Here is a 19,474-nt window from a genome sequence, read left to right on the forward strand (position 1 = left end):
TCACCTTTTTTATGACATCGTTACTCTGTACATGCTAAATTGACCAACGAAAACTGTCTCATTTTCAACCTTGCTGGTAACCTCTATTAATGTGCTATTCTTTTCGACATCGCTATTTGTTACTACCGCTTTTGCGATTACCCGATCACCAGCTTTTACTGGTTTGACGAATGTAAGGTTAGACTTTCGAGTAAGTGCTAATTCATCATTGATAACCGCAACAGCCAATGAATTAGCCTGAGCAAATAAATGATGTCCTCTTGCTATACCATTTCTAGCAAAAACATGATCCTTTGTAATATCTAATATCGATATTGCTTGCTTATCAAGATCTATATCAATAATCTCTCCAATTACTTCGTCGATTGGGAGAGCCTTGACCTCTTCTTCGAAATTGTGAGCAGCTACTGATTTAATACGCTCCCGTAGTTCCGGTATTGATAATTCCATTCTATCCAACCGGATCGTTTGAACACTCACGTGAAAAGTAGAAGCTAAATTTTCATCCGTTATAAATGGATTTTTCTCGAGCGTTTCCAGAAGTAATTTCTGCCTATCCTTTTTGGAGTATTTCATATCTTCACCACCATTTTAGCACTTGGTACTAATATCAGTATATAAATATTAAAAAAAGAATGCAAGAATTGATTCAAAATCATTCTTACATTCTCTTTAATCGATTCGTTCTCCATCCATAGCTTTTGAATTTATAAGCACTTCTCGAAGTCCAGCCATTTCATCCGAATCCCAAAATTCTTTTGAATCTAATAGCCTTTCAGCATCAACTTTAGCAGTATTTAAAGCACGATAATCATGAACAAGATCTGCCACTTTAAATTCTGGAAGTCCACTTTGTTTCTTTCCAAAAAAGTCTCCAGGACCTCGAAGCTCCAAATCTTTTTCCGCTAGTATAAATCCATCATTTGTCTCAGTCATGGAAGTCATACGCTCTTTACCTTCCTCGGATTTTGGATCAGCAAGCAGTATACAATACGATTGATGCTCTCCTCGACCAACTCGACCACGTAATTGATGAAGCTGGGCTAATCCGAAACGCTCTGCATCGAAAATAATCATAAATGTTGCATTCGGTACATTTACTCCCACTTCAACAACAGTTGTAGAAACTAATACATCTATATTGCCTTCGGAAAAATCCCTCATTACTTGTTCTTTTTCATCCGAATGTAGCCTTCCATGCATTAAACCAACTGTAGAGCTGCCCTTCAATTCCACTGCCATCATATTATACACATCTACCGCATTTTGCACATCGAGCTTTTCAGACTCCTCGATTAATGGGCATATAATATAAGCTTGTCTACCAGTAGCCAATTCATTTTTCAATCGTGCTATCAATTTATGCAGCTGATCTGGCTTCATCCAATGCGTTTCAATTCTCTTACGACCGGCAGGCATCTCATCAATAATCGAAACATCCATTTCACCAAAAGCCGTAATCGCTAAAGTACGAGGAATTGGAGTCGCTGTCATAAATAATACGTCGGGTTTTTCCCCTTTATCCTTTAGTACTCTCCGTTGCTCCACGCCAAATCGATGCTGCTCATCTGTTATCACAAGTCCTAATTTTTTAAATGTAACATCCGGTTGGATTAATGCATGCGTCCCTATCAAAAGGTCTATATTGCCTGCCTCTAAGTTTTCTAATACAGCTCTTCTTGCTTTAGCTTTAGTAGAGCCTGTTAGAAGAGCAATTCTGACACCTATAGGAGCTAACCATTCATCAAGCGAACTAGCATGCTGTTCAGCTAATATTTCTGTTGGAGCCATTAGTGCACCTTGAAAACCTGCTGTAATTACTGCATACAGACAAATCGCGGCAACTATTGTCTTACCAGAACCAACATCTCCCTGTAGAAGGCGATTCATACGATGAGGTTCACGTAAATCTCGACATATTTCATTGACTACTCGTTTTTGTGCATCCGTCAGTTCATATGGCAAGGTTTCGATTAGTTTCTTTACTAAATCATTATGAAAGGCAATCCCATTACCAACGTTTTGTTCTTTTCGAACCTTTTTAATAGCTTGCATTTTTAGTTGAAATACTAGTAACTCCTCATAAACAAAGCGTCTTCTTGCATCTTTGGAATGTTCCGCATCCTGTGGAAAATGAATCCCTTCTAATGCATCTGATATTCCTGGCAAACGATATGGAACTCGAATTGACGCTGGTAATGGATCTACGAGGGATTCCTTCAATTGATTTAAAGCTTGTCTCATAAATTTACGAAATGTTTTTTGATTGATCGAACCCTTTAAAGAATATACTGGTTCAAAATCCTGTAAGTCTGTTTTGGGACCAATCGAAAAAGTGGAGACATTAATAACCTGTCTCCCTCGATCCCATTTACCGGAAACCGTAACGATGGAACCCGGAATAATCTTTTCTTTTAAATAGGCTTGGTTAAAAAATATGGCCTTTATTAAATGCTGTCCTGCTAATATACGAACTTGCATTCTAGATTTGTTCTTCCCTAAAAAAAGAAGAGAAGGCTCACTTTCGATCCTTCCTTCAACTGTAACTCGTTCATTATGTGCTGTTTCCGCTAAATTTTTCAGGCGGAAATCCTCATGTCTATAAGGGAAGGTCATAACTAGATCCGTTAATGTAGCGATACCAAGCTCCTGCAACGCTTTAGCTGTTCCACTCCCGACTCCTTTTAAAGAAGTAACTAAATCATTGTTACTAATTTCCACTTCCCACTACTGCCCCACCAAAAATTTTAGATTCTAACCACTTGCCAGTTGGAGTTGCAGCGAGACCGCCTTGACCCGTTTCTCTTAAGGAAGATGGCATCGTTTGCCCAATTTTATACATTGCATCAATTACTTCATCACAAGGAATTCGACTCGTCACACCAGCAAGTGCCATATCTGCTGCCACTAATGAATTGGAAGCACCCATCGCATTTCTTTTCACGCAAGGTACTTCTACAAGCCCAGCTACAGGATCACAAACTAAACCAAGCATATTTTTTAAAGTTATCGCGAAAGCTTCGGCACATTGAGCAGGAGATCCTCCAGCCATTTCTACGATTGCCGCCGCAGCCATTCCAGCAGCAGAACCAACTTCTGCCTGACAACCACCTGCTGCACCTGAAATAGAAGCATTATTAGCCACTACAAATCCAAAGGCTCCAGAAGTGAACAAGTAGCGTATCATTTGTTCTCTTGTAGGATTCAATTTGTTTTTTACCGCAAATAATGTACCAGGAACTACTCCCGCTGAACCCGCTGTTGGCGTTGCACATATCGTACCCATAGCAGCATTAACTTCGTTAGTGGCAACCGCCTTGCTTACAGCATCCATCATAAGCTCTCCAGTTAACGTATTACCCTTTTTTAGATAGTTTTGTAGTAGAACAGCGTCTCCACCAGTCAGACCTGAAGTGGATTGAACCCCTCGCAATCCTTTTTCTACAGCCTCTTCCATAACAGTCAAATTACGATCCATCTGAGTCATTATTTCTTCTCTAGAACGATCTGTAATCATTATTTCTTGTTCAATCATTATTTCGGAGATAAGTTTATTTTCCTTTGTTGCTCGCTCTACTAATTCACGAACATTGCGAAATAGAACTTCCATTTGTATTCCTCCTTAATCAGCAATTCTAGTTACTTGTGTAATATTAGGTAAATCGCCAATTTCTTTTAATATTTGCGCATTCACATTTTGATCGACTTCAATAACCATTAATGCCATATTCCCTTTTTCTTTACGGGAAACTTCCATATGACCAATATTAATATCGTATTTTGCTAAACAGTTCGACACATTAGCAATGCATCCAGAACGATCATCGTGAACTACTAAAATAGCAGCTAAATCACCAGAAAGACGAAGCGGGAAACCATTTAGTTCTGTTATTTCTGTCTTCCCTCCACCTATAGAGATTCCTACCATGGACATTTCACTATTTTCGTCACCGATGACAATGCGTGCGGTATTCGGATGTTCAGTATGTGCAGTTTCTGGTATAAATTCATATGTTAATCCAGCTTGTTTTGCATCCTCAAAAGCTGTTTTTATACGTTCATCAAATGTATCGTAATCTAACAATCCACCAATAATTGCTACGTCTGTTCCGTGCCCTTTATAGGTTTCTGCAAAAGATCCATATAAATGAATTTTCGCCCATGTAGGCTGTTTTCCAAATAAGTCTCTAGCCACTCTACCAATACGAGCCGCCCCAGCAGTATGTGAGGAGGATGGACCGATCATGACTGGTCCGATAATATCAAAAACAGATTTAAATTTCACTGAGTATACCCCCACAATATGTTTTAGTAATCCCATTTTACACTTTCAGCGCGAATTAAACAAAGAATGTATATGGTATAGAAAAAATTTCGGTTCTGTCCCTAAAGAACGATTTATATGTTTGCTGCTTTTCTTTTAAAAAAACCATGTGAAGAAATCGTCTCCACATGGTTTATTAATTATTCGACAGATAAAATATATGGGTATAACGGTTGTTTACCATTATATACTTCTACTTCTACATCCTCGTATTTAGCTTCGATAAAAGCAGCAAATTCATTTGCTTCTTCTTCCTTTACATCTTCCCCATAAATAACAGTTACTATTTCAGCTTCTTCGTCCACTAATGTTTGAATCAAGCTAGTAGCCACTTCTTTTATAGAAGGATTAGAAAGTACAATTTTCCCTTCGGCAAGCGCCATGAAATCATCTTTTTTAATGTCGACTCCATCTATAGATGTATCACGAACAGCGAATGTTACTTGTCCAGTTTTAACATGCGCATAAGCTTCCGTCATATTACTTTTATTTTCCTCCACTGTTGCTTGTGGATTAAAAGCTAAGATTGCAGCCATTCCTTGAGGAATCGTTTTAGTAGGAACTACAGCTGCTTCAATGCCTAGTATTTCTGCAGCTTGTTCAGCAGCCATAACAATGTTTTTGTTATTCGGTAAGATTAATACACGCTCAGCTCCAACCGCTTCTACAGCTTTTACGATATCCTCTGTAGATGGATTCATTGTTTGGCCGCCCTCAATAACTGCTGATGCACCTAGGCTCTTTAACAGCTCTGAAACTCCTGATCCCATCGCTACAGTTACAATTGCATAAGGATGAATTTCGGCTTTTTTCGTTGGTGCTACCGTTGAGTGTCCCTCTCCAACGATTTCAGTATGCTGCTGACGCATATTTTCAATTTTAATCTTGATAAGGTCACCGTATTGTTGACCGTATGTTAAAACCTCACCTGGAGTTTCTGAGTGAATATGAATTTTAGCAATCTCATCGTCAGAAATAACTAGCAAAGAATCACCATATTCACTTAAGTCATTACGGAAATTCGTTTCATCAAAAGCTTTTTTACCTTCTTCAAAACGAACCATAAATTCTGTACAAAAGCCAAATTCAATATCTGCTGTATCCATAAATCCTTGAACACTCATATGGTGCTCAGCACTTACTAAGTCATCCATTGAAGAACCTACTGTTTTACTAGGAAGCGCTTCACCTTTTAAGCTTGCTAAAAATCCTTCATATACAAAAACTAACCCTTGTCCACCACTATCAACTACTCCAACTTCTTTTAATACAGGTAATAGGTCGGGTGTTCTGTCTAAAGATTTTTTTGCTTCTTCTACTATTGCTGCCATTAGCTCACGAATATCTTCCACATCTTCGCTAACCTCTACAGCCTTTCTAGCAGAATCTTTTGCAACTGTTAAGATAGTTCCTTCTACCGGCTTCATCACTGCTTTATATGCTGTTTCCACCCCGTAGTTAAGCGCGTCTGCAAATTGTTTTGCACTTAAAACATCTAGTTGTTCGATGGACTTACCAAAGCCACGGAACAATTGCGATAAGATAACGCCTGAGTTTCCACGAGCTCCCATAAGTAAACCTTTAGAAAGTGCCGCAGCTGTTTTACCAATATGTTCATTTGCATGTGCAGCTGTTTCTTTCGCTCCTGAGGTCATTGATAGATTCATATTAGTTCCTGTGTCACCATCTGGAACAGGAAATACATTTAATGCATCTACATAATCTGCATTTTGGAAAAGATGATGTGCTCCCATCTGAACCATGTCTGCAAATTGGATACCATTGATTGATTTCATTATTTTCTCTCCTTATTTACACGTTTGCCACGCGAACTCCTTGAACATACACATTAACGGATTTCACTGACATACCAAGAGACTTGTTTAGTGTGTATTTGACTTTTGACTGTACTTGATAGGCTATTTCTGAAATTTTTGTACCATAGCTAACAATGATGTACATATCAATATGTAAATCTTCTTTGTCTTGTCTCACTAAAACACCTTTAGTGAAATTTTCTTTTCTTAGTATATCTGTTAACCCATCTCGAATTTGATGCTTAGATGCCATTCCAACTATCCCATAGCATTCAATAGCGGCTCCACCAGCAATTTGAGCAATTGTATCTTGTGATATATCAATTAGTCCGAATTCATTTTTCAATTCAATCGACATGATAAGACCTCCCAAGTCTTTTTGACTACCCTTTATTGTACTACACCCATTAAAATTATAAAAGAGACGTTTGCTTTCGTCCACTTTTTCAACGATATAGATTTTATATCAAAAAGTATTAGGAAAAAATTGCAGTACCCTAAACAATGCAGATTTTCGCTCTTGGCGGACTCTTTCCGCGAGCACGGCTCGAGCCTGTAGTCTCTCGCTCTTGCTGTTCCCGCTAGAGTCGTCGCCTGTCACTCCAATCAGTTTAATCCACTTTTTTTTAAAAGCCAAAATTTAGTATAGAAAAGGAATCATCAATGTTATAAAAGTTTTATAAAATTATTAATGAATTTACTTTTATAAAAGTTAAGCTACTTTTTTAACCTCTTTACAGAAGTGTATCTCTTATTCAAAGTTTGATTTTCTCTTGTTAATTTTGACTAATATTATCGTTTAAGCGATATGCTGTACCCGATTTTATTATGGAGTACCTCTCACTTATTTGATTGTAGTGGAAGATGGCGACTCCGGCGGGATGAGTGAGACAGATGAGACATCAAAGCGAAGTAATTGCGTCGGTGGTGGCTCATTGCTCCCCCGCGGAACTTGTCCCTTGAAATGGAAATCAGTAGTATTATTCATTTTTTAACCAGTCTTCTAGTGCTTTTTACTGCTAAACGGCGTCTTACGATTTTCTATGCTGTCCAGCTCCAGACGCCAGCAGCTCGATCACTTCAGACTTGTAGAAAAGGCAAAATGCGCCTTTTACTATAAGTCTTCCAGTGCTTTTCGCTGCTAAACGGCGTCTTACGCTTTTCTATACTGTCCAGCTCCAGCGCCTAGCCCCTTGAGTCGCTTCAGGATTTCAGCAAAGGCAAAATACGCCTTTACGTGAAATCCTTCCAGCGCTTGTCGGGGCTTTCGTAGGCGCATACGCTTTTCTATACTGTCCAGCTCCAGACGCCAGCAGCTCGATCACTTCAGACTTGTAGAAAAGGCAAAATGCGCCTTTTGCTACATAGTCTTCCAGTGCTTTTCGCTGCTAAACGGCGTCTTACGCTTTTCTATACTGTAAAGGTTTTTTTCTTGATAAGTCTTGCACTTCATTAAGGTCTGTGGTAAATTATTAAAGTATGTGAAATATCGAACTGAAAAATCTTTCAGCTTCTTTTTTAAAGGAGGAAATATAATGCCAAAAGTATGTGCTATCTCTGGGCGTAAAGCTCGTTCGGGTAATGCTCGTTCTCACGCAATGAACTCTACTAAACGTACATGGGGAGCTAACCTTCAAAAAGTACGCATTCTTGTAGATGGTAAACCAAAACGTGTATGGGTTTCTGCGAGAGCTTTAAAATCAGGAAAAATTGAGCGCGTTTAATCGCCCTCGTAATTAATGCCAGGCCGACTAAAGTCGACCTGGCATTTTTTCATTTCTTCTTCTCTTCTTTTTTAAATAGCCGAATACAAACCTTCACAAAACTACTCACGGATTTAGGCAATCTAAATGTGTAGACCTTCACACAATTCCTCCCTTTTAGTCGCTGCTTCTTATCATTAAACATATGCCAGCAGTAAAAGAGATAGTACCTGTTTGAGATTTAAGTTCATTGCTTGTAAATTTAGCATTGCCAACTTGAATATATTCATCTTCTACATTGTACAAAAATCCTTGTAATTTCATATTCTTTACATGTTCTCCAAAAGAGAAAAAAGAAACATACTTATAATGGCTATCAAAATTAATCGTATGGGTTCCCGACGTTAAAAACTGAATGATGTTTTGATTGTTTTGTATGGCAAACGTAATAGTTGGATTTTCTAATTGAAAATGACATATATCGTGTAATGCAGCCTCGTAATGATCTAGGCGTCCACCGGTTACTCCTGTGACGATTACTTCATCAGGTTTATAATCTAAAGCAGTTAGAATTGCAATATGAGTATCGGTTTCATCTTTATCCATTTGTAATTCGATTACTTTTTTTATTTTTTTCTTCATAAAGTTTTGCTCTTCCAATGTAAGTGAGTCAAAATCGCCTATAGCTTCATTTGGCAATATTCCTGCTTCTAACAACCATAAAGCGCCTCGATCTGCACCTATAAAAATAGCTTCATCTGAATGAAAAGAAAGTTGTTTAAAATCAACAACTTCCTTAGACGGTCCACCTGAACAAACTACTACTCGCTTCATTTTGGAACTACACTTAAACCCGCTTCTTTAATCGCCTGCAGAGCTTTTGCTTTGTCAGGAGCGTTATAAATTGCAGATCCCGCAACTAAAATAGTAGCTCCTGCTTCTACACAAGGTTTAATCGTTTCTTCATTGATACCACCATCAATCTCAATTTCAATAGATAAATTTTGTTTTTTGATAATATCCGATAATTGTTTTACTTTAGGAACAACAGAGTGGATAAACTTTTGTCCTCCAAATCCAGGGTTAACCGTCATAAAAAGAACCATATCTATATCCTCTAATACATGCTGGATTGTTTCTATCGGGGTATGTGGGTTTAATACAACGCCCGGTTTTACACCAAATGAACGAATTAATTGAATTGTTCTATGCAGATGCGGACAAGCTTCTACGTGAACAGTAATGTAATCTGCTCCTGCCTTAGCAAAAGACTCAATATATTGATCAGCATTTTCAATCATTAAATGAACATCTAAAGGTAATTTTGTAAGTGGGCGTAATGCCTCTACAACAATAGGACCCATTGTGATATTAGGGACAAAATGACCGTCCATTACATCAATATGAATCAGCTCTGCTCCTGCTTTTTCTACTTCTAATACTTCTTCTCCTAGCTTTGAAAAGTCGGCTGCTAGTATTGACGGAGCTATTTTCACCATAATTTAGTACCTCGGCTTTCTATCCATAATTTCTTCTAAGAATTGTAAGTAATGCTTGTAGCGATATGCTTTAATTTCACCGGAATCTACCGCTTCTTTTACAGCACATTTTGGTTCCTTCACATGCATACATTCTCGAAACTTACAGTCATTTTGCTTTGCCACAAACTCGGGGAAACAACGGTAAAGTTCTTCTTTTTCCATTAAATCAAACTCAAACGAACTAAAACCAGGTGTATCCGCAAGTAGACCTCCGCATACCTCAATAAGTTCTACATGTCTAGTAGTGTGTTTTCCTCTACCTAAAGCATTGGAAATAATACCTGTTTTTAAATCTAAAGAAGGTAGGATCGTATTTAACAGAGTAGATTTACCGACCCCCGATTGGCCTGCCAAAACAGTTGTTTTACCCTCTAATAAAGGAGTAATTTTCTCGTCAAACGCAGGGTCATCTTTATATGTCATAAATAACTGATAACCTATTTTTTCGTAATCTTTTATATATTCCATAATTTGAACTTCAAGCGCCTCATCCATCAAATCACTTTTCGTTAAACAAATAATCGGTTCAATATGAAATGATTCTAATACTACTAAAAAACGATCCAACAAGATTGTATTAAAATCTGGTTCCTTTATGGAAAAAACCAAAATAGCTTGGTCGATATTTGCAATAGGCGGCCGAACTAAATTATTTTTTCGTTCATGAATGACGGTAATTGTTCCATCATTGTTTCCTTCTACCGTGTAATCGACATAGTCTCCTACTAAAGGTGATTCACCTCTGTTTCTGAATACACCTCTTCCACGACATTGAATTATTTCTCCATTATCATAGACATAATAAAATCCACTTAATGCTTTTCTAATTTGACCTGTTGGCATCCGACGCCTCCTTATTCTACATCTTAATATGGAATTGTTTCTTCTAAAATTACTTTTGAGTTTACCTCAATACGATATGCTGCTTTTTCGCCTTCACTAATTTCTAATTTCAACTGTTTGACAACTGTTTCAGTTAAGACAAATTCTTCGACAGGCTCCAACATCGTACGAGTCTTATCTTGAATGTAAATTCGAACTACTTGCTTCTCTACAACAGGTTGCTCGTTGTTGTTCTCTCCCTCCTCATTACCATCTTCCCCTTCTCCTTCATCCACTACAGGAGGTTCATAGGGAATCGTAACAGATTTCACTACAAATTTAGTATTCTTGGCCTTTGGACCATCCGAAAGAGTTACATCAATTGTGCTTCCAGGACTTACTTTTGCATTTGGTTTTGGTGATTGCTCTATCACGTTACCTTTTGGTATCGAGTCGGAATTTCGTCTATTCGCCACCCTAATTTTAAATCCAGATGATTTTTCATAATCACTTAAAGCTTTTTCGTTCCAATCAGTCAAATCACTAACAGTGCGTAAGTCTGGACCCTTACTGACAGTTAAAAGAATATCTGTCTCATCTGGAATAACCTCTTCGCCAACAGGCGGTGTTTGGCCGATTATAGTTCCTTTTGGCTGATCATCAAATTTTTCCTCTGTCTGGATATTGAAATTTTGTAACAATATTTTTACTTGATCAATATCTTTGCCAATATAATTTTCAAGGACATAGGATTCTTTTCCGGACGATACAAATAAATGAATTTCACTATTTTTATCACGTAATTTACCCGCTTCTGGAGTCGTCCGAATTATTTTATTTTCTTCTACTTCGTCTGAAACCTCTAAAGTCTTATCGCCTATCGTAAATCCTTCTGACTCTAATTGTTCAATAGCCTCTTCTAGTTCTAAGTTAGATACATCAGGAACTGGAATCTTATCTGCTTTAAACAAACCTGGAAATAGGATGAAAATTAACAGTATTAAAAGGATAATTCCAGCTAATATCCCACCTACTATTTTCCACTTTTTGTTCTTACTTTTTGGCTTTACCGGTTTTGCAACCTTTTTCGATGGCGTCATTTTTTTCGTGTCTGAAACCTCATTAAACGATACAGGCTCTTTTATAACTGGTAAGACCTTCGTTGCATCATCATCAATAGCAACTACGAATTTTTCTTCTCCAGCTCTTTCTGGTGACAGGGCAGTCGCTAAATCTGCTTCCATTTCCTCGGCGGAACGATATCTGTCTTTTGGATTCTTCGCCGTAGCTTTCAAAACAACATTTTCAATGCTTTGAGGAATAGAAGGAATAATTTTCCGTATGGACGGTGTTTCTGTTTGTAAATGCTTTAATGCAATAGATACAGCAGACTCTCCTGAAAACGGAAGTTGTCCAGTTAGTAGCTCAAACAAAACAATTCCTAAGGCATATACATCTGACTGCTTAGTTGCAGTGCCTCCGCGGGCTTGTTCGGGTGAAAGATAATGTACTGTACCTAATACAGAATTTGTCTGCGTATAGGAGGTTGCACTAAGTGCCATTGCAATACCAAAATCAGTTACCTTTACATTTTCCTCTTCATCCAACAAGATATTTTGAGGCTTTATGTCCCGATGGATAATATGATTATTATGCGCTGTAGAAATAGCTGAAGTAAGCTGCTTCATAAGCATTACGGATTTCATAGGTGAAACCGGTGCATTCAGCAATATGTATTCTTTTAACGTTTTACCCTTTACAAATTCCATGACAATATAGTGAATATCCTCATCTTCTCCTACATCATAAATATTCACAATATTTGGATGTGTAAGGCTAGTTGCAGAAAGGGCCTCACGCTGGAATCTGCGGTGTAATTCTTCTTCATTAGCAAAATCATAACGTAACACTTTAATCGCTACGTCACGATCTAAAATCATATCATGTGCCAAATAAACATTGGACATGCCGCCTCCACCTATCATTTCAAGCAATTTATATCTTCCACTTATTCGTTTACCTATCAGCATCCTTACACCTCCTCGTCATTGTTTGATAATAGGATTAGAGAAATATTATCTTCTCCACCTAATCTATTTGCTTCCTCCACTAAATCCTGTCCTTTTTCTTCCATCGTCTTATTGGAGTATAAAAGTGTTTTCATAAATGATTCACTAATCTTATTGCTTAGGCCGTCTGTACAAAAAAGTAAATAAGAGTTTGGCAGTAAGACTATTTCATAAAAGTCTGGCTGTATTGTTTGTTCCGTACCAATTGCTTTCATTAATACGTTTTTATTGGGATGGGTCTTTGCTTGTTCCTCACTTATTTCTCCAGAATCGATGAGAACATTAACATACGAATGATCGCGTGTTATTTGAAAAACTTGCTCAGGTGATATTAAATAGACGCGACTATCCCCTACATGAGCAATAATTCCTTGATGTTTCTCAAACAAACCCGCAATAAGCGTAGTTCCCATACCAGCAAATTCCGCGCTCATTTTAGATTTTCTGCTTACGGTTTGATTGATTGATTGAAATGTATAAGTTAACCAATCTCTCGCTTTGACGATAAATGGATTGAAAGCAGCAAAATACTTTTTAAACTCTGTAACCGCAAGCTCACTTGCAACATCACCGGCGTTATGACCACCCATGCCATCTGCAATAACAGCCAATAACCTACCGTCCTCTCGCAAAAAAACCTCTGCCCTATCTTCATTCACCGTTCTTTTCATACCTACATCCGTCTTTACAACAAACTTCATCTTATCATTCACCTCTTTTGAATTTGGCAAAGAGTGATCTCTATTTCTTTTTTTGAAATAGAGCTACATAAAATCCATCACTGCGTAAATCTTGTGGGAAAATTTGAAGTGTTCCTTCTTTTTCCTGTTTTTTTATACGTTTAATAACGTCTGGAAAATGTTGAAGTTCCATATCTGGATGTGCATCTAAAAATAGCTGAGTTGTTCCTTCGTTTTCTTCTATATCTACTGTACAAGTACTATAGACCATTAATCCGTCTGGTTTTAAAAGTTTATATGCTTCTTCAAGTAAATTCATTTGAATTGGTTTAAGGGAATCAAAATCTTTTTCCTGTTTTGTATACTTAATATCCGGCTTACGTTTCATGACACCCAGTCCACTACAAGGTGCATCTACTAGTATTCGATCAAATGATTGTTCTGCATAATTTTCGCTTGCTTTTCTGCCATCCATCTCCACCGTTTCGATAAAACTAAAGCCTAAACGCTCTGCATTTTCTCTTACTAGCTTTAATTTATGCTGATGAATATCCATTGCCACAAGTTTTCCTGTGTTTTTCATCTTTTCGGCAATATGAGTTGTTTTACCACCGGGTGCTGAGCACATATCAAGAACAGTCATTCCCGGTTCTGGCTGGAGTACATAAGCAGGAATCATTGAACTTTCATCTTGAATTGTTACAAAGCCTTCCTGATATGCTGTTGTTTTAGCTGCCTGTCCATTAAACAAATAAATACACTCTGGTATAATTTCGCTTTTAGCTACAATATGTCCTTCTTGAGTCATTAGATGCATTACTTGATCAACCGTACGCTTAAATAAGTTAACTCGAAGCGTTGTTACAGGCGGCTCATTATTTTCCTTCAGCATTTTCTCAGTTGTTTCAAAACCATATTGTGATATGAAACGCTTTACCATCCAAAGAGGGTGACTTGTTTCGACGGACAGTCGCTCTTCTCTGTCTTTAATTTCTTCAGTTGAACGAACACCCTCTCTTAAAATAGACCGTAAAATTCCGTTTACTGCAGAGGCGATTCCTTTATGTCCTCTTCTTTTCGCGATTTCCACCGCTTCGTTTACAGCAGCATGATCTGGAATACGCGATAAATAATGGATCTGATAAAGAGATAGACGTAGTAATTGTTTCACCCAATCATCTAATTTTCCTTTTATAAACGGTTGTAAATAGTAATCTAGCGTCATTTTATATTGAAGCGTGCCATATGTTAGTTCCGTAAGTAAAGCACGGTCTTTTGGGTCAATCGTATATTTTTCAATCGTTTGATGTAACAGTAGGTTACTATATGCTTGTTGCTTTTCAACAGCCATTAATATAGTAAGTGCAGCATCTCGAACATTACCTGTCCAAATCTTTTCGCTTTTTTTTGTCATTCAAACATATCTCCTATTCGCAATTTCGAACCTACGCCGCGCAAATAATCTTCTGCAGACATTTTCTTTTTGCCGGCTGGTTGTAACTCATTAATGCGAATTGCTTCTGACTGTCCAGTTTGTACAACGAAATAATCTGACTCAATTTTCACAACTGTTCCAGGTTTTTTAGTTGTATGAATGGGAGTCGTATCCGCTTTCCAAATCTTCACGACTTGTCCATCTAAAGTTGTATACGCTACTGGCCAAGGATGAAGCCCACGAATTTGATTGTGCAATTGCAATGCTGAATTACTCCAATCTATTCTCTCTTGTTCACGTGAAATATTTTTAGCAAAAGTTACTTGTCTGTCATCCTGTTTAGTACGATTATTTGTTTTAGCAATAATCGAAGGCAATGTCTCTTTAAGTAACTGTGACCCAACTGCACTCAGTTTTTCAAATAACAATCCTGTATCATCTGTATGTGCAATAGAAATCTCGCTCTGAGATATTATATCGCCAGCGTCTAATTTCTCTTCCATATACATGATAGTTACACCTGTTTTACTTTGACCATCTATTATTGCTTGATGAATAGGCGCACCGCCACGGTAAGCAGGTAGTAAAGATGCATGAACATTTATACAGCCAAGCTCAGGGACTTCTAAAAGTTCCTTTGGTAGTATTTGACCGAACGCAGCCGTAATGATTAAATCTGGCTTTAAAGCGATAATTTGATCAAGCTCATCCGAACCCTTTAATTTATTTGGTTGGATAACTGGTAAACCTAGTTGAATTGCTTCTTCTTTTACAGGAGGTGAGGTTAATACTTTCTTCCTACCTACTGGACGATCTGGCTGAGTAACGACAGCCATTACTTGATAGCCTTCTTCTACTAACATTCTTAGTATAGGTGCAGAGAATGCTGGTGTCCCCATGAAGATAATAGATGTCATACTTCTTCCACCTCGTTTTCAAGTTCATCCAATTCTACATATCGAACAATCTTGGACGTAAACAAAACACCATGTAAATGATCTATTTCATGTAAAATAGCTCTGGCTTCATAATCCTCTGCTTGCAGCTCATATAAAGCTCCTGATCTATCCTGTGCTTCTACTTTTACATAAAATGGACGCTCTACTTCTCCATAAACATCAGGAAAACTTAAGCATCCTTCCACTTCTATTTCGGAACCACCAATTTCCACTACCTCCGGATTGATTAGTTCAATAATATCCTGACCTTCTCCTAAGTCAACGATTGCCGCTTGAATTGTTTCTCCGATCTGTGGTGCAGCTATTCCGATTCCATCAGAAGCGACCATTGTATCGTACATATCGTCTAAGAGCTCAGCCAGCTTGTTATCAAATTTAGTAACTTCTTCACATTTCTTTAATAGTACATCATTTGGATGTGTAATAATTGAGCGTATCGCCATTTCTTTTCCTCTTTTCAAACACCTTATAAAATGGTGGATGGATCCAAATCAATTGTTAAGATGACTCCTTTTTTTATCCACTCGGTTCGGTATATTTTTATTAATTGCTGAAGTTTTTCCACAAGTATTGGTTCTTTTTTGTATTTTATCAAACATTGGTAACGATATCTATTTTGTATTTTACTGATTGCACTTGAAGTTGGTCCAATCACCATTGTTGTGGAAGACAAATTTGCTCGTAACCAATCAGTCGCTAGTTTTGCATATTCCGAGGCTAACATGACGTTTTCATGCGTTACCTGAACAAGTGTTAAATAGTAGAAAGGTGGATATTCAAACTGTTTTCTAACGAGCATTTCTTTTTGATAAAAAGGCTCGTACAACTGTGATTTTGAGAATTCAATCGCATAATGCTCAGGTGTATAAGTTTGAATGTACACCTGTCCTTCTTTATCATGTCTACCAGCTCTTCCACTAACCTGTGTCATAAGCTGAAATGTTTTTTCAGCTGCTCTAAAATCAGCTAGGTGCAAAGTGGTATCCGCATTTAACACTCCAACGAGCGTAATATTTGGAAAATCTAGTCCTTTTGCAATCATCTGAGTTCCAAGTAAAATATCTGCTTCTCCATCTCCGAATTGTTTTAAAATTCGTTCATGGGAGCCTTTTGTTCTAGTAGTATCTACATCCATTCGGAGAACTCGTGCATAAGGGAATAATTTAGTGATCTCCTCTTCCACTTTTTGCGTACCTGTTCCGAAAAAGCGAATATGCTCGCTAGCACATTCCGGACATTGCTTCGGCACGGGCTCTTCATGTCCACAATAATGACACTTTAGCTGCTCCCCTTCACGATGATACGTAAGTGAAATATCACAATTATCACATTCAACTACTGTTCCACAGTCTCTGCAAAGTACAAAGGATGAAAACCCTCTCTTATTTAAGAATAGAACAATTTGTTCCTTCTTCTCTAACTTTTCTCTGACTGCATCCGCAAGTTCTACACTGAACATAGAACGATTTCCACTTTTTAACTCTGCTCGCATATCTACAACACTTACGACTGGCAAAGATTGTTCTTTCGCACGCATATTTAATGTCAATAAACTGTAAACACCCTTAGAAGCCCGTGCATAGGATTCAAGAGAAGGCGTTGCACTTCCTAAAACAACTGGACACCCGTGAAAGTTACTTCTCCAAATTGCTACATCTCTCGCATGATACCTCGGCGTATCTTCTTGCTTATACGTAGACTCATGCTCCTCGTCTAAAATGATTAAACCTAGATTTTTAAAAGGTGCGAATATTGCAGATCTTGCTCCTACAACAACCTTGACCTCCCCACGCCAAATTTTACGCCATTCATCAAACTTTTCGCCGACGGATAATCCACTATGCATTACAGCTACTTGATCGTCAAAGCGCAATTTAAATCTTCTGGTCATTTGCGGGGTCAATGATATTTCAGGTACAAGCATAATTGCTTGTTTGCCTTCATTGATTGATTTTTCAATAGCATTCAGATAAATCTCTGTTTTCCCACTTCCGGTAATGCCGTGTAAAAGAAAAGTAGTTGGCTGGTTATTATCCTGCGCATCATTTATTTTTGTTAGAGCTTCCTGTTGTTCATTTGTCAAATTAAATCTATGATCATGATCGTTATACTCTAGGCTACTTATTTCCCGGTATATTTCTTTATGTGCTTTTTCTAAAATTCCTTTATCGATTAATGCATTAACCGTATGATTATTTGTTTGTGCTAAATCTTTAAGTTCTGCCATAGTAAAGGAAGCTTGCTCTTGCATTAATAGCCATTCGATTAACTCTCTTTGTTTAGCCGCATTTTTCGGAAGTTCACTTAGTTTCGTAAGAACTAATTCTTTATTCTCTACGATACGGTATTTGGATATTGTTTTTACTTTGCCCTGTTGTTTAATAACCGTATCTAATTGATAGTTACCTTGATCTAAATACTTTTTCATCTGTCTCAACAAGCCGGCTTTTTCAAAAATATCGTATGAAATAGTTTCTTTAGAACCAAATAATGCTAAAGATTCTATATCCACTCCATCCGGCTCTACAAGCCGAATTTCTTTTTTATACGAAGCACGAAGAGCAGCAGGAAGCATCACTTGTAGTGCATCTATTTCATAGCATAAAGTCCTATTGGTCATCCATTTAGAAAGCTGTAATAATTCCTCTGTTATGACAGGTTCTACGTCGATTATAGAAATTATTTCTTTTAGTTTGGACACATCTAAATCAGAATGGTCTTTTATATTTGTTATAAATCCCTGAACTTTTCTATTACCAAAAGGTACATGTACACGACTTCCACGTTCTATCACTGTCTCTAATACTTCAGGAACTATATAGTCAAAAGGACGATCAATAGGATAAGCTGCTACATCTACGATTACTTCTACTATCATTTAGCATCATCTTTCTCCAATTGAATAATTGTTTGCAGCAATTGTAATGCAAGTTCCTTCTTGCTCAGATGTGGAAAATACTGTTCCATGTTTTTACCAACTAACGTAACCGCATTTGTATCTGTTCCAAAACCTGAACCTGCTTCCGTCACATCATTGGCAATAATATAATCTGCATTTTTCTTTTGCAGTTTGCCTTTAGCATAATGGATCACATCATTTGTTTCTGCTGCAAAGCCTATTAACAATTGATCTTTTTTCCGTTTACCTAGTTCCATAAGAATATCAGAAGTTCTTTCTAGTGCGATAACTGAATCGCCAGGTTTCTTTTTCATCTTTTGAGCATGTACCTCTTTTGGTTTATAATCTGCCACAGCTGCAGTTTTAATAACCATAGAAGCTGTATCAAAATGAAGCAACACAGCATCTAGCATTTCCTGTGCACTTTCGACATTAACAAGCTTTACATTTGCTGGAGCACTTAAACTGACAGGACCAGATATCAAAATAGTTTCTGCTCCTAGAGTTGCTGCAGCCTCAGCCATAGCGTATCCCATTTTTCCACTAGAAAAATTAGTCAAAAATCGAACAGGGTCTATTTTCTCTCTAGTTGGTCCTGCTGTTACGACAACTTTTTTTCCTTTTAAAGGTTGTTCTTTCGGTATAAAATACGCCTCGACTAACTGAACTATTTTTTCCGGTTCTTCTAATCGACCTTTTCCAACATATCCACATGCTAAAAAACCTTCAGAAGGCTCGATAAAATGATAACCGTCACTTGAAAGCTGAGTAATATTGCGAATTACAGCAGCATTATCATACATATGTACATTCATAGCAGGTGCTATCCATACTTCTGCAGTTGTTGCAAGTAAAGTAGTCGTAACCATATCATCAGCAATACCATTTGCTAACTTACCAATTACGTTAGCCGTTGCTGGTGCCACGATTACAAGATCAGCCCAGTCAGCTAAATCGATATGTGCAATAACGCTTGAATCCTTTTCATCAAACGTATCAAAATATACATCATTTCTAGACATTGCCTGAAAGCTTAACGGTCGCACAAATTCCATCGCTGATTTTGTCATCATTACTTTTACACTTGCTCCTGCTTGTGACAGTTTACTTACTAATGCAACCGCTTTATAAACCGCAATCCCACCAGTAACACATACAAGAACTTTTTTAGAAGTTAACATCATGAATTCCCCTCTCTAAACAACAACCTCCCAAAGAAACGTAT

18 protein-coding genes are annotated in these 19,474 nt (G+C 37.6%); 1 reads left to right on the top strand and 17 read right to left on the bottom strand.

The window, feature by feature from the left end; all coding sequences use genetic code 11:
* Positions 1-9: 9 nt before the first annotated feature.
* The 6 genes from fapR to ACIQX2_RS00935 form a co-directional block, all read right to left on the bottom strand.
* The gene (fapR, locus tag ACIQX2_RS00910; RefSeq protein WP_402846002.1) at positions 10-576 is read right to left on the bottom strand and encodes a transcription factor FapR; all 567 of its coding nucleotides are present in this window, start codon (positions 574-576) and stop codon (positions 10-12) included.
* A gap of 96 nt (positions 577-672) precedes the next feature.
* On the bottom strand, positions 673-2,715 hold the full coding sequence (gene recG / locus ACIQX2_RS00915) for an ATP-dependent DNA helicase RecG (protein WP_402847467.1): 2,043 nt from the start codon (positions 2,713-2,715) through the stop codon (positions 673-675).
* Positions 2,711-3,610, bottom strand: a complete 900-nt coding sequence (gene sdaAA / locus ACIQX2_RS00920) for an L-serine ammonia-lyase, iron-sulfur-dependent, subunit alpha (protein WP_402846004.1) — start codon at positions 3,608-3,610, stop codon at positions 2,711-2,713. Before sdaAA ends, recG begins: the two co-directional genes overlap by 5 nt.
* Before the next feature lie 12 nt (positions 3,611-3,622).
* Positions 3,623-4,285: an L-serine ammonia-lyase, iron-sulfur-dependent subunit beta gene (sdaAB, locus tag ACIQX2_RS00925; RefSeq protein ID WP_402846006.1), complete on the bottom strand. Its 663-nt coding sequence runs from the start codon at positions 4,283-4,285 to the stop codon at positions 3,623-3,625.
* A 179-nt stretch (positions 4,286-4,464) separates the two neighbouring features.
* Positions 4,465-6,120 carry a DAK2 domain-containing protein gene (locus ACIQX2_RS00930; RefSeq protein WP_402846008.1) on the bottom strand — a complete coding sequence of 552 codons (1,656 nt, stop codon included), beginning with the start codon at positions 6,118-6,120 and terminating at the stop codon, positions 4,465-4,467.
* 16 nt (positions 6,121-6,136) lie between these two features.
* Complete coding sequence (locus ACIQX2_RS00935) at positions 6,137-6,499, bottom strand: Asp23/Gls24 family envelope stress response protein (protein WP_093060031.1); 363 nt, start codon at positions 6,497-6,499, stop codon at positions 6,137-6,139.
* 1,177 nt (positions 6,500-7,676) lie between these two features.
* Between ACIQX2_RS00935 and rpmB the strand changes: the two genes are divergently transcribed.
* A complete protein-coding gene (rpmB, locus tag ACIQX2_RS00940) occupies positions 7,677-7,865 on the top strand; it encodes a 50S ribosomal protein L28 (protein WP_093060029.1) in 189 nt (62 codons plus the stop codon).
* 49 nt (positions 7,866-7,914) lie between these two features.
* Here rpmB and spoVM read toward each other — a convergent pair whose 3' ends face one another.
* The 11 genes from spoVM to coaBC are packed head-to-tail and all read right to left on the bottom strand — an operon-like array spanning position 7,915 to position 19,430.
* Positions 7,915-8,049: a stage V sporulation protein SpoVM gene (spoVM, locus tag ACIQX2_RS00945; RefSeq protein ID WP_235753847.1), complete on the bottom strand. Its 135-nt coding sequence runs from the start codon at positions 8,047-8,049 to the stop codon at positions 7,915-7,917.
* The gene (locus tag ACIQX2_RS00950) at positions 8,022-8,678 is read right to left on the bottom strand and encodes a thiamine diphosphokinase (RefSeq protein WP_402846012.1); all 657 of its coding nucleotides are present in this window, start codon (positions 8,676-8,678) and stop codon (positions 8,022-8,024) included. The genes spoVM and ACIQX2_RS00950 overlap by 28 nt, the downstream gene beginning before the upstream one ends.
* A complete protein-coding gene (rpe, locus tag ACIQX2_RS00955) occupies positions 8,675-9,343 on the bottom strand; it encodes a ribulose-phosphate 3-epimerase (protein WP_093060025.1) in 669 nt (222 codons plus the stop codon). The genes ACIQX2_RS00950 and rpe overlap by 4 nt, the downstream gene beginning before the upstream one ends.
* Before the next feature lie 3 nt (positions 9,344-9,346).
* On the bottom strand, positions 9,347-10,228 hold the full coding sequence (gene rsgA / locus ACIQX2_RS00960) for a ribosome small subunit-dependent GTPase A (protein ID WP_402846015.1): 882 nt from the start codon (positions 10,226-10,228) through the stop codon (positions 9,347-9,349).
* Positions 10,229-10,251: 23 nt separating this feature from the next.
* Complete coding sequence (gene pknB, locus ACIQX2_RS00965; RefSeq protein WP_402846017.1) at positions 10,252-12,237, bottom strand: Stk1 family PASTA domain-containing Ser/Thr kinase; 1,986 nt, start codon at positions 12,235-12,237, stop codon at positions 10,252-10,254.
* A gap of 2 nt (positions 12,238-12,239) precedes the next feature.
* Positions 12,240-12,977, bottom strand: a complete 738-nt coding sequence (locus tag ACIQX2_RS00970) for a Stp1/IreP family PP2C-type Ser/Thr phosphatase (protein WP_402846019.1) — start codon at positions 12,975-12,977, stop codon at positions 12,240-12,242.
* A gap of 40 nt (positions 12,978-13,017) precedes the next feature.
* Positions 13,018-14,370 carry a 16S rRNA (cytosine(967)-C(5))-methyltransferase RsmB gene (gene rsmB / locus ACIQX2_RS00975; protein ID WP_402846021.1) on the bottom strand — a complete coding sequence of 451 codons (1,353 nt, stop codon included), beginning with the start codon at positions 14,368-14,370 and terminating at the stop codon, positions 13,018-13,020.
* Positions 14,367-15,308, bottom strand: coding sequence for a methionyl-tRNA formyltransferase (gene fmt / locus ACIQX2_RS00980; protein WP_402846023.1), 942 nt, complete (start codon positions 15,306-15,308; stop codon positions 14,367-14,369). Before fmt ends, rsmB begins: the two co-directional genes overlap by 4 nt.
* Complete coding sequence (gene def / locus ACIQX2_RS00985) at positions 15,305-15,793, bottom strand: peptide deformylase (RefSeq protein WP_402846025.1); 489 nt, start codon at positions 15,791-15,793, stop codon at positions 15,305-15,307. Before def ends, fmt begins: the two co-directional genes overlap by 4 nt.
* A gap of 23 nt (positions 15,794-15,816) precedes the next feature.
* Positions 15,817-18,228, bottom strand: coding sequence for a primosomal protein N' (gene priA / locus ACIQX2_RS00990; RefSeq protein ID WP_402846027.1), 2,412 nt, complete (start codon positions 18,226-18,228; stop codon positions 15,817-15,819).
* Positions 18,225-19,430: a bifunctional phosphopantothenoylcysteine decarboxylase/phosphopantothenate--cysteine ligase CoaBC gene (gene coaBC, locus ACIQX2_RS00995; protein ID WP_402846029.1), complete on the bottom strand. Its 1,206-nt coding sequence runs from the start codon at positions 19,428-19,430 to the stop codon at positions 18,225-18,227. The genes priA and coaBC overlap by 4 nt, the downstream gene beginning before the upstream one ends.
* Positions 19,431-19,474: the final 44 nt, after the last annotated feature.

The organism is Psychrobacillus sp. NPDC096623 (genome assembly GCF_044762655.1).
Taxonomy (GTDB): Bacteria; Bacillota; Bacilli; order Bacillales_A; family Planococcaceae; genus Psychrobacillus.